This is a genomic window from Actinomadura sp. GC306, assembly GCF_004348665.1.
Lineage (GTDB): Bacteria > Actinomycetota > Actinomycetes > Streptosporangiales > Streptosporangiaceae > Spirillospora.
The window spans coordinates 1-11,169 of record NZ_SMKM01000226.1; the positions used below are offsets into that span (position 1 = coordinate 1).

Below are 11,169 nucleotides of genomic sequence, written 5' to 3' on the forward strand. Positions count from 1 at the left end.
GTATGGGCTGGTGAGGGGGTGGAGCGGGCAATGTCTGGTGCAAGATCGGACGAATGGGCGTTCAAGGGGTGGGGGTGCGGTTCGGGTTTCATGTGAAACGTCCTGTGACGCCCTGTGTTTGGGTGATCAACTCGCGGCCAATACGTTCCGTAATCGAATCGCGTCGGAACTAAGGGGTCGATGTGCTGGACGCGCAATCGGGGGAGGGTGCGGACGGCGGGCAGCAGTGCGGCTCGCAGATCACGCGCCGGGCGCTCATCGGCGGAATGGCGGGGGCGGCGGGTCTGCTCACGGTGGGGACGTCCATGTGGGACGGGGCCATGGCCGGCGAGTATCCGGGATCGGCGTTCAGGGCGGACAGTCCGCAGGTGTACACGCGGGAGCAGTGGAACGCGCGGGCGCCCAAGCGGGCCGCCCGGGTGCTCGACCGGCGGCCGGACAAGATCGTGGTGCACCACACGGCCACGGCGAACAGCAAGGACCGGTCGCTCGATCACGCGTTCGCGCTGTCCCGGCAGATCCAGAAGTGGCATATGGACGGGAACGGCTGGAACGACACGGGGCAGCAGCTCACGATCAGCCGCGGCGGGATCGTGATGGAGGGGCGCAACCAGAGCCTGGCGGCCATCCGGGCGAAGAACCTCGCGGTCGGCGCGCACGTCCTGCACCACAACCAGCGCACCATCGGGATCGAGAACGAGGGGACGTACACGAACGCGAAGGTCCCCGGCCGGCTGTGGGACTCGCTGGTGGAGGTGTGCGTCTGGCTGTGCCGGGTGTACGACCTCGAACCCGGTGAGGCGATCGTCGGTCACCGCGACTTCAACTCGACCGCCTGCCCGGGTGACGTCCTCTACGCCCGGCTGCCCGACCTGCGCAAGGCGGTCGCGAAGCGGCTGGACGACTCGGGGAACGGCAACGGCTCGGGGAACGGCAACGACTCGGAGGACGTGAAGGGGTCGGGGAGCGGCAACGGCTCTGGAGGCTGGACCAGCTCCGGAAACGGGAACGGCTCGGGAAGTGGGAACGGCTCGGGGAGCGGAAACAACTCGGGAAACGGGAACGGCTCCGGGAGCGTGAGCAACTACGGGAGCACGGACGACTCTGGGAGCGGCAACGACTCCGGGAGCGGGTTGTTGTCGTCCATTCTTCCGTCCTTCAACGGCTGAGCAGCGGCGGTGTCACGTCTCCGGGGTGGTGTAGCGGGTGCGGCGGCGGGCTATCTCGGGATCGATGCCCTCGACCAGGGACCAGATGCCCGCGACGCGTTCCACCAGGGTCTCGGGCGGCAGCCCGGCTAGGCCCTCGGCCGCCAGGTCGTCGATCGCCTGGGTCAGCCGGGCCATCCGCTCGCCATGCGTGGAACACATGTTCGAATAGTAGCGAGTGTGGCCCAAGGTGCGGGTGCGGTTCGCGAAAATCGGCTTTCAGCGGACGGCGCCGGTCACCATCCACCGGTCGCCGCGGGCGCGCAGCCCCAGTGTGACCATGCGGGCCGCCATCCACAGGCCGATCGCCGCCCAGAGGCCGATGAGCCCCGCGTCCGCCCGGTAGGCGGCGATGGCGGCGGGCAGGAAGACGATCGTCGCGAGGAGCGTCGTCACCGCGAGGTACGTGCCGTCGCCCGCGCCGATGAGGATCCCGTCCAGGACGAACACCACGCCCGCGACGGGTTGCAGCAGCGCGACGACGAGCAGCGACGCGAACAGCAGGTCGTGGACGCCGCCGTCCGCGGTGAACAGGCCCGGCAGCCACGGCCGGATCAGCAGGATGAGCAGCGCGAACACCACGCCGCTGACGATCCCCCACCACACCATCCGGCGTGTGACGGCCCGCGTCCCCGCGAGGTCGGACGCGCCCAGGTACCGTCCGGTGATCGCCTGCCCGGCGATCGCGATGGCGTCCAGCGCGAAGGCGAGCAGCGTCCACACCTGGAAGCCCACCTGGTAGGCGGCGATCTCCTCGTCCCCCATGCGGGCCGCGATCGACGTCCCGACGATCAGGACGACGCGCAGCGCCGCCGTCCGCAGCAGCAGGCCGAACCCCGCCGTGGCCGCCGTCTTCAGCCCCGCGAGGTCGGGATGCACCGGGGCCGCGTGCCGCCGCGCCGCCCGCAGGACGACCCACACGTAGACGGCGGCGCTCGCGGTCTGGGCTATGACGGTGCCCCATGCCGAGCCCGCGATCCCCCAGTCCAGGACGAGCACGAAAAGCACGTTGAGCACGAGGTTGAGCGAGAACCCGCCGATCGAGACGTACAGGGGTGTGCGGGTGTCCTGCAGACCGCGCAGCACACCCGTCCCGGCGAGGACCACCAGCATCGACGGGATGCCGAAGAGGCTCACGCTGAGGTAGGTCTCGGCGTAGGGCGCGACGGCCGGGGACGCGCCGAACGCGTCCACGATCGCCGGGGCCAGCGGCCAGCCGACCATGATCAGCACGATGCCGATGGCGAGCGCGAGCCACATGCCGTCGATGCCCTGCCGGATCGCCGCCCGCATGTCCCCGGCGCCGACCTGCCGGGCCACCCCGGCCGTCGTCCCGTAGGCGAGGAAGACGCACAGGTACACGAGGGTGGCCAGCGCCTGGCCGGCGACCCCGAGACCACCGAGCGGCTCGGTGCCCAGCCGGCCGACGATAGCCGAATCGGTCAGCAGGAACAGCGGCTCGGCGACGAGCGCGCCGAAGGCGGGGACGGCGAGCCGCAGGATCTCGCGGTCGTGCGCGGCCGAGGGACGCCGGGAGGTTGTCACCGCGCCGAGGGTAGCACCCCCGTAATTCTCCTCATCTACTTGGCACCTTACATCCGGCCGACCGGCCGACTTTCTTTTCCGCACACCCGGTGGATGAGGTTTCCGCAGGTCATCGCCTTGAGCGGCGAGGCGTCCCCAATGAATCCACAAGGTTTTCCACAGGTCGTGCACAACCTGCGCGGCGTGTCTGCACAGGCGTTCCACAACCTTGTCCACAGGCTGCTTTGCCCCTCGCCGCGTGGGCTCGCGAGAATGTCGGACGCTTCGGATAGACCTGGGACGGACGGGCGCCGACGGGGCGGACGGGGCCGCCGGCGACCGGGATGAAGGGGGTGCGACGGTGAGCGTTGCCGAGATCGGCGGACCGAGCGAACCCGAGTTCGAGCGCACCCCACCGCATGACATCACCGCCGAGCAGGGCGTCCTCGGCGGCATGCTGCTCTCCCCCGACGCCATCGCCGAGGTCGTCGACATCCTGCGCACGCCGGACTTCTATCGTCCGGCCCACCAGATCGTCTTCGACACAATCCTCGACCTCTACGGCCGGGGCGACCCCGCCGACGCGGTCACCGTCGCCGGCGAGCTCACCAAGAACGGCGAGATCGGGCGCATCGGCGGCGCGCCCTACCTGCACACCCTGATCTCCCTGGTGCCCACCGCGGCGAACGCCGGGTACTACGCGCGCATCGTCCACGAGCGCGCGATCCTGCGCCGGCTGGTCGAGACGGGTACCCGCATCGTCCAGATGGGCTACGCGGCGGACGGCGCCGACGCCGACGAGGTCCTCGACCGCGCCCAGGCCGAGGTCTTCGCCATCGCCGAGAAGCGCGCCGGCGAGGACTACGTCCCCCTCAGCGAGATCATGCCGGGCGCGCTGGACGAGATCGAGGCGATCGGCAGCCGCGGCGGCCAGATGGTCGGCTGCCCCACCGGCTTCGCCGACCTCGACGCCCTCACCAACGGCCTACACCCCGGCCAGATGGTAGTGGTCGCTGCAAGACCTGCCATGGGGAAGGCGATTCGTCTGAATACTCCCCTTCCGACCCCGACAGGTTGGACCACCATGGGCGAAGTGTCCGTTGGTGATTATCTGATCGGAGCAGATGGCAGACCGACCCGCGTCGTCGCCGCGACGGACGTGATGCACGGCCGGCCCTGCTATGAGATCGAGTTCTCGGACGGCGAGGTGATTGTCGCCGACGCCCAGCACCAGTGGCGTACAACGACACGTGCGAGTCGCCGTCAGCGGAGCGAGACGCGAACGGCCTACTACTGGCCCGACGAAGCGATCAACCGTGTTCGGTGGGCGACGGCGGAGGCCAATGAGCGACCACGTCAGCTCATTTCGCATCGCCAGGCCGTGGACGAGGTCGGAGCGGAGTTCCGGTATGCGCTCCACGCGGTGACCCGGCACCTAGGCCACACCGGTGAGGCCCACCAGAGCACGTCGACGCGCCAGGTTCGTTATGAGGCCACCAGCCTCTACCGGGGTTTGCTGCATCGCGCCGTCCGTCCCAAGAACGCCGCGACCACCGCACAGCACCGCCCCATCAAGACGACCGAGGAGATCGCAGCGACCGTCCGCTGCGATGGTGACGACCGTCCCAACCACGCGGTTGAAGTGGCCGCTCCATTCCAGTTGCCGACCGCCGAATTGCCCGTCGATCCGTATGTCCTCGGCGCGTGGCTTGGTGATGGGTGTGCCACGAACTGCTCCATAACGTGCTTCGACGAAGAGATTCTGGAACAGATCGAAGCAGCGGGGCAGCCGGTCAGACGGCACAGGACCCCGGGTAGTTTCGGCCTCCCCGGTCTAGTGACCAAGATCAAGGACTTGGGCCTGTGGCGCAACAAGCACATCCCGGCCGAGTACCTGCGGGCATCTGAGGAGCAGCGGCGGGCCCTGCTGGCCGGGTTGCTCGACACGGACGGGTACGTCTCGGAGATCGGCCAGGTGCAGTTGGCGTTCGCCTACAAGCGGTTGGCCGAGGACGCGCACGAGCTGATCCTCAGCCTCGGCTACCGCGCGACGATGACGACCAAGCCGGTCAAGGGGCGTTCTCCGGAGACCTCGACCTTCTACCGGATCAACTTCACGCCGGCCGAGACGGTGTTCCGGCTGCCGCGCAAGGCGGCGCGGCAGCGCAAGATCGTCCACCCGAAGGCGCGGGTGCGGTACATCGTGGACGTCCGGCCGATCGAGAGCGTGCCGGTCCGGTGCGTCCAGGTCGACAATTCCGACCACATGTATCTGGCGGGACGGTCGTGCATCCCGACGCACAACTCGACCCTGGCGCTCGACTTCGCGCGGGCGGCTTCGATCAAGCATGGGCTGACGTCGGCGTTCTTCAGTCTGGAGATGGGGCGCAACGAGATCACCATGCGGCTGCTGTCGGCGGAGGCGCGGGTGGCGCTGCACGCGATGCGGTCGGGCACGATGCAGGACGAGGACTGGACGCGCCTGGCGCGCCGGATGAGTGAGGTCGCCGAGGCGCCCCTGTTCATCGACGACTCCCCCAACATGTCGATGATGGAGATCCGCGCGAAGTGCCGGCGGCTCAAGCAGCAGCACGACCTGCGCCTGGTCATCATCGACTACCTGCAGCTGATGACCTCGGGCAAGCGCGTCGAGAGCCGCCAGGTCGAGGTGTCGGAGTTCTCCCGTTCGCTGAAGCTCCTCGCGAAGGAGCTGGGCGTTCCCGTCATCGCGCTGTCGCAGCTCAACCGAGGCCCCGAGCAGCGAACGGACAAAAAGCCCATGGTGTCCGATCTACGCGAATCGGGATCAATTGAGCAGGATGCGGACATGGTGATCCTGCTGCATCGCGAGGACGCCTACGAGAAGGAGTCGCCGCGTGCCGGTGAGGCCGACCTGATCGTGGCCAAGCACCGCAACGGGCCGACCGCCACCGTCACCGTCGCCTTCCAGGGCCACTACAGCCGCTTCGTCGACATGGCCCAGTGACGCGCTCCTCGTGCGGGTTCGCAAGAGCCCCGGCACGTTCTCAGGAGGTGCGGCACCGTGATGGAGTTCACCATGCCGGTGCCGGGATCAGGGGAGAGCGAACGTGGTCACCTGTTGAGGGCTTGGACGGGTTCTGTCCGTGCCGCCTTCAGTGCGGGATAGAGTCCGGCAGCCAAACCTGTGAGGGTTCCGATCAAGGGGGCCGGAAGAACCATGGCCGGGTCCATGACGGGGCTCCACTCCCGGAACGCCGATACCGTCACGACGACCATGACCGCCCCACACGTACCGACAACGCCGCCGACGCTGCCGAGTAGCGCACTTTCGGTCAGGAACTGGGCGCCGATATGTCGTTTGCGAGCGCCCAGAGCACGCCTCAATCCGATCTCGTGGGTGCGCTCCATGACGGACACCAGCGTGGTGTTGGCGATGCCCACCGCCCCGATGACTAGGGAGACGGCGGCCAACAGCAGGAACAGGGTGTCGACATCGCCTTCCACGTTGTTCCGCAGCGTCCTGGGGTCGGGCGGGACGATGGCGATGAGCCGGTCCGGATCGTGAGGGCGGAGTTGGCGGGGTGCCTGCCGGCCGATCAACTGGGCCGCTCCCAGCCGGGTTTCGATCAGCATGGCGTGCTGGGCGTCCGAGGTCGGCCATGCACGTTCCGCCGTGCGGGCCGGGACGATGATCGACAGCAGCAGATCGGTGTTGTGGCGGACATCGTCCACTATGCCGATCACGGTGAAGGCCCGGTCTCCGATGAAGATCGCCGGCTGTCTCTCCACACTCGAGATCCCGAGCCTGCCGGCCACACCGATGCCCAGCACCACCACGGCCTGGCGCCGGTTGTCGTGTCCTTCGTCGTAAAGCCTGCCGGAAGACAGATGAGCCCCGGCCGCGCGCAGGGCCCCGGGCGAGGCCGCCATCAGGTTGGCCGTCGTCTCATTGTCTCCGCGGTCATCCCGGACGGGTGAACGCCGGACGTCGACCCCGTCATCGCCCACGGTCCAGTACACGCCGGCGGCCTTGACCCCGTTGAGGCGTGCCAGGCGCTGTTCGGCGTCAGCGGGAAACGCCTGGTCGACGTGCAAAGCGCCCCTTTTCGGTGGCCTGCCGTCCTGGACGGTGACCTCGGTCGCCTTCAGCGCGTCGAACCGGCTGCTGATCTGGGCGCCGGCGGTCGATGTCAGTCCCAGTGTCGCCACGAATGCGCCGACCCCGAGCAAGGTGCCGAGCGCGGTCAGCATGGAGCGCGCCCGTCGCCGGATCATCCAGGCGAGCGACTCGTTGATCAGATCGCCCGGAGTGAGACGGGAACGCGGCGACGATCCACCTCGTGCCGCTCTCGAAAGGGGCCTCACGATCCGGACCCCTCGGCCTCGCTGAGCACACCGTCGTGGATTGCGACGCGCCGCCGCGCCCGCGCGGCCACGTCATGCTCGTGGGTCACCACGATCAAGGTGAGACCGTCCCGGTTCAGTTCATCCAGGAGTTCCAGAATCGAGTTGCTCATGCCCGAATCCAGGCTTCCGGTGGGCTCATCGCAGAGCAGCACGCTGGGTCGGGCCACGATGGCCCTCGCGATGGCCACGCGTTGCCGTTCGCCACCGGACAAGGTGGGGGGAAAAGCATCCGTCCGGTGTTCCAGCCCCACCCGCGACAGTGCCTCCATCGCCCGCTGCGCGCGAGACTTGCGGGGGATGCCCGCGTAGAGCATCGACAGTTCCACGTTCTCCAGCGCCGTGCGGTAGGACAGCAGGTGGAACGCTTGGAACACGAAACCCAGATAGCGGTTGCGCAGAGCTGCTCGGCGATGTTCCTTGAGCGTGCTGACGTCCTCGCCATGCAGGTAGTAGTTGCCTGAACTGATCTGGTCCAGGAGGCCGAGGACGTTGAGCAACGTAGATTTCCCTGAACCGGAAGGACCCGTGATGGCGATGTGGTCCGCCGGACGGACCGTGAGATTGCACGGCTTGAGCGCTTCCACCGGCGGTGTTCCGGAGTAGACGCGCGACACCTCACGCAGTTCGAGGACCGGTACGGTCATCGCCGCTCCTGCCCCACCACGACGAGGTCACCCGGACGCAATTCACCCTCCACGTCGGTCAACTCGGTGTATCCGTCGACCGACATACCGGGGTCCACTTTGATCTGCCGAGTCCGGCCGGCGCCGTCTTGCACCTCAACGTAGGACGATCGATCAGCACGTGCCCACACCGCCGCCGCCGGGACCACGAGGGCTTTGTCGGATGCGCCTCCCAGGTCGAAGGTGACCTCGGCTTCCTCGCCGCTGAGATCGAAGCCGAGCCGACCGGGTACCTTGATCCGGGCGACGAATTCGGTTTCCGGGCCCGGCTCGTCCTCGCCTTCGGTCTCGGTGCCGGGCTTCTCGGACTTTGCACTCTTGGCGATGTCGCCCACCTTCGAGGTAAAGGTGCGGTCCTGTGCCTCGACGTTGACGGTGACCTTGGTGCCGACCTCGATGTCTTCGGCTTCGGCGGCGGTGAGGGCCGCCTCGACGATCAGGCCGTCGCCGGCCAGTCTCAGCAGCTCCCCTTCGACCTTCTGCCCGAGGCGAGCGGACGCCGCCACGATGCGCGCAGGAAGATCGTTCACGAACACCACCTCAGCGCCTCCTGCCATCGCGGTACGTGTTCGCTTCGCCGGGGCTTCCGGGGCTTCCGGGGCTTCCGGGGCTTCCGGGGCTTCCGGAGTGGCCGGGTCGCCCCTGTCCGGATCCTTTTCCACGGTCACTGAGCGCAATGGTTCGTAGCCCCGGGAGCGGTAGAAGCGGGCCACCGCGGCGGCGGTCCCACGACCGAACCGGCCGACGCTGTCACCGGTCCGGAAACCGAGGCGGCCGAGTGCTGCCTGCAGCTGGGCCACGTCCCGACCCTCGGCTCCGATCGTGAGATCACGGAACATCGGGCCTTTTCCGCGAAGCACGAAGACGGGCCGCTGGGCGACCTCTGCCACGAGGGCGCCTTCGCGGATGGTGTCACCGGCCCTGACCGGAACTTTGGTGACCAGCGGACGACCGTTCTCCGTCGAGGGCTCGATGGCGACTGTCCGCTCCCGGTGCGCGCGGACGCTGCCGCGGGTCACCAGCGTGCGCGACAGCTTCCGATATTCCACCGGCGCCGTGATCGGTGAGGCCTTCGGCGGCCCCGCCTCGGCCGCCGCCTGCGTCGGCGACTTCACCCGGGATCCCAGCCACCAGGTCGCTCCAGCGAGCACGACGACCGCGACCAGCAAGACTGCCAGGACCCTTTTGGGGGAACGGCGAACTCCGAACGTCATCCACTATCCGCTCTGCACAGGCACGTATGCGCACTGTCTCACGATCAGCGGCCCAGCGTTTCCGGGCCCACCAGCTCCTTGGCGCGCTTCAACGCCTTCTGCTCCAACTCCTGATAGCCGAGAATTTCGGCCTCGTACTTCTTTCCTGCCAGCTTGGTGTTCTTCTCGAGGAGATCTCTCCGAAGTTTCGACAAGTTGACCTTACGGTCGCACTCGGCATCTGCGGTCGCAATGGCGATTTCTTGCCTACGGGCGGTCTCACGGTCCTTGTCGGTGTAGAGGTCCTGTGCCGCCTCCTGTGCCGCCTTAGGAGACTCGAAATGATAACCACGACCCGCCATGCAGTTGCGCCACTGTGCGATGGCTTCAAGGTAGCCGGGGTCGCGCTCCGTCATGCCGACGGCCTTTCCGCTGTAGTTGATGGCTATCATGTAGACTTTCAGATAGCTCGCCACATCGCCGTAAAGGCTCCGCCGCGCCTCAGTGATACACCCGTTTCGGTTGAAGGTCACGACGCTGCCGTCGGCCAACCGTACCTGCATCTCCGAATTGCCGCCACCGAAATAGGCCAACTCCCATCGCCGCTGCTCAGACTTCGAGAGGGTCTGCATATATCTTCCGTTTACCCCAATGCCGTCCGCTTCCTTTCCAGGATTGCGGTCGGACAGGCCGTACCCGTTCTGCTTGCGCGCATCGACATCATCATGCTCGACGGGTGTACCGAACACGTTCTCGGCCGGCGGGATCTCCGTCACGTGCTTGAACCCCTGCCTGCGCATACAGCGTGAGATGAGTTCGTTCTCGGCGATGACCAGTTGCCGGCGCTCCGGAGTAACACCAGGTCCCTGACCAGTGTCTCCGCCGCCGGATTCACCCTCGCGTTCTTCGCCGCCACAGGCAGTCAGGACGGCCATCGCCAGTCCGATTGACATCGAGGCGGCAATTGCGGCGCTTCTGGTTCGCATGAGACGTTCCTCTCCTGAAAAATAAGGAGCGGAGCCCGGCGGGGACGGACTCCGCTGCGTTCCTCATGCCCTCCGTTAACAGAGGTGCCAGTTGTGCGAGGATCCGACGTTCTCGGGGTTGAGGTCACCCCACTGAATGCCCCTGGGCGCACAGTAAAGGTAGCCGGACATGCCATGGTAGTTGTAGACCCTCACGCCAAGGCCCGAGGTTCCTCGGTTGACGAGGGACGACTCCTTGTTCTCGATGTAGTTGGGCCAGTTGTCCTCGTAGCCGGCGGTCGTGTAGACGTCGTTCCCGCTGTAGTAATGGTTCTCCCAGAAGCAGATTTCGCCGCCGTCGCAGTTCACGTCAGCGTGTGCCACTGGGGCGCTGAGGCCGATGACAGGCATTGCGAGCGCCATGGCGACCGCACCCTTGATCGCGGCCGATCGAATCCTCATCGTAACCCCGCCTTCCTTTGGTCGGATAGAACTTTCCCGGACTGATCAAGATCTTCGCAGTGCTCCGCGATCATGACAAGTCACCTCATATCCATTCTTCCTGAAAACCGAATTTCATCCTGACCAAAAACCGGGCGGCTGGGCCTGGCGGCGCGATCGTCGCTGACCTGCAGCAGCTCACCGACACATGCGGGAACAGGGGAGCCGTAGTCAGTGACCTAACGCCGTGATCGATGGCTACGTCCTCACTCACCAGGCCGAAAACGCGATTACCACCACATCGGCGGCGGCCTGGGTAGCACCCGCACAGGCTCGAGCAGGCCGCTCTCGGCTAGAAAGACATCTCCGGGATGCTCTGGTTATCTGTTGACCGAGAGCGGTCAAGGGGGGCGATCTCAACCCTGAGGGTGAATCGGTTCCAGGCTGCGGATGGGACTGACAGATCATTGGGAAGCCCCGCTGACAGACCTCTGAAAAGTCAGCAAGCTCTGCAGGCCGACGACCAGTCCATGACATCAAAGATGCGAACTTGCACCTCGGCGTGAAGGGCGGAGCGCCGGTCGGCGCACCTCGATGACCCGACCGTTTGCGGAGCTGGGGGCGGCATGGTGAATCGACAGCGGCGGGCGCCTCGGGGTGTGCGGTGCGTCCTGGAGCACCGTGGACAGCGCGCGGCGGGCTGACGGCTCGACCACGTGGCGGCCGGGGATAGGGGCGCACCCCTTCTGCCCGCGCTGGGTTCGGC

General features: G+C 66.8%; 9 protein-coding genes. 2 read left to right on the plus strand and 7 right to left on the minus strand.

Annotated elements, in window-relative coordinates:
- The first annotated feature begins 182 nt into the window (after positions 1 to 182).
- Positions 183 to 1,169 carry a peptidoglycan recognition family protein gene (locus tag E1200_RS25285; RefSeq protein ID WP_243708825.1) on the plus strand — a complete coding sequence of 329 codons (987 nt, stop codon included), beginning with the start codon at positions 183 to 185 and terminating at the stop codon, positions 1,167 to 1,169.
- 12 nt (positions 1,170 to 1,181) lie between these two features.
- Here E1200_RS25285 and E1200_RS25290 read toward each other — a convergent pair whose 3' ends face one another.
- Positions 1,182 to 1,370, minus strand: coding sequence for a hypothetical protein (locus E1200_RS25290; protein ID WP_052357975.1), 189 nt, complete (start codon positions 1,368 to 1,370; stop codon positions 1,182 to 1,184).
- A gap of 57 nt (positions 1,371 to 1,427) precedes the next feature.
- On the minus strand, positions 1,428 to 2,753 hold the full coding sequence (locus E1200_RS25295) for an MATE family efflux transporter (protein ID WP_131954575.1): 1,326 nt from the start codon (positions 2,751 to 2,753) through the stop codon (positions 1,428 to 1,430).
- Positions 2,754 to 3,093: 340 nt separating this feature from the next.
- Between E1200_RS25295 and dnaB the strand changes: the two genes are divergently transcribed.
- Positions 3,094 to 5,718 (plus strand): replicative DNA helicase, encoded by a 2,625-nt coding sequence (dnaB, locus tag E1200_RS25300; protein ID WP_131954576.1) that lies wholly within the window; start codon positions 3,094 to 3,096, stop codon positions 5,716 to 5,718.
- A 107-nt stretch (positions 5,719 to 5,825) separates the two neighbouring features.
- Here dnaB and E1200_RS25305 read toward each other — a convergent pair whose 3' ends face one another.
- The 5 genes from E1200_RS25305 to E1200_RS25325 all read right to left on the minus strand — a co-directional run bounded on the left by E1200_RS25305 (position 5,826) and on the right by E1200_RS25325 (position 10,424).
- On the minus strand, positions 5,826 to 6,965 hold the full coding sequence (locus tag E1200_RS25305; RefSeq protein ID WP_207933538.1) for an ABC transporter permease: 1,140 nt from the start codon (positions 6,963 to 6,965) through the stop codon (positions 5,826 to 5,828).
- A gap of 110 nt (positions 6,966 to 7,075) precedes the next feature.
- Positions 7,076 to 7,765 carry an ABC transporter ATP-binding protein gene (locus E1200_RS25310; RefSeq protein WP_131954578.1) on the minus strand — a complete coding sequence of 230 codons (690 nt, stop codon included), beginning with the start codon at positions 7,763 to 7,765 and terminating at the stop codon, positions 7,076 to 7,078.
- Positions 7,762 to 9,018 (minus strand): peptidoglycan-binding domain-containing protein, encoded by a 1,257-nt coding sequence (locus E1200_RS25315; RefSeq protein WP_131954579.1) that lies wholly within the window; start codon positions 9,016 to 9,018, stop codon positions 7,762 to 7,764. The genes E1200_RS25310 and E1200_RS25315 overlap by 4 nt, the downstream gene beginning before the upstream one ends.
- 44 nt (positions 9,019 to 9,062) lie before the next feature.
- Complete coding sequence (locus E1200_RS25320) at positions 9,063 to 9,983, minus strand: hypothetical protein (protein ID WP_131954580.1); 921 nt, start codon at positions 9,981 to 9,983, stop codon at positions 9,063 to 9,065.
- A 75-nt stretch (positions 9,984 to 10,058) separates the two neighbouring features.
- Positions 10,059 to 10,424: a peptidase inhibitor family I36 protein gene (locus tag E1200_RS25325; protein WP_131954581.1), complete on the minus strand. Its 366-nt coding sequence runs from the start codon at positions 10,422 to 10,424 to the stop codon at positions 10,059 to 10,061.
- Between the last annotated feature and the right edge of the window lie 745 nt (positions 10,425 to 11,169).

Bases quoted from the DNA above. Each gene is read 5' to 3' on its own strand.
- E1200_RS25290 (WP_052357975.1), bottom strand. From the start codon at position 1,370: ATGTGTTCCACGCATGGCGAGCGGATGGCCCGGCTGACCCAGGCGATC.
- E1200_RS25305 (WP_207933538.1), bottom strand. From the start codon at position 6,965: ATGCTGACCGCGCTCGGCACCTTGCTCGGGGTCGGCGCATTCGTGGCG.
- E1200_RS25310 (WP_131954578.1), bottom strand. From the start codon at position 7,765: ATGACCGTACCGGTCCTCGAACTGCGTGAGGTGTCGCGCGTCTACTCC.
- E1200_RS25315 (WP_131954579.1), bottom strand. From the start codon at position 9,018: ATGACGTTCGGAGTTCGCCGTTCCCCCAAAAGGGTCCTGGCAGTCTTG.
- E1200_RS25320 (WP_131954580.1), bottom strand. From the start codon at position 9,983: ATGCGAACCAGAAGCGCCGCAATTGCCGCCTCGATGTCAATCGGACTG.
- E1200_RS25325 (WP_131954581.1), bottom strand. From the start codon at position 10,424: ATGAGGATTCGATCGGCCGCGATCAAGGGTGCGGTCGCCATGGCGCTC.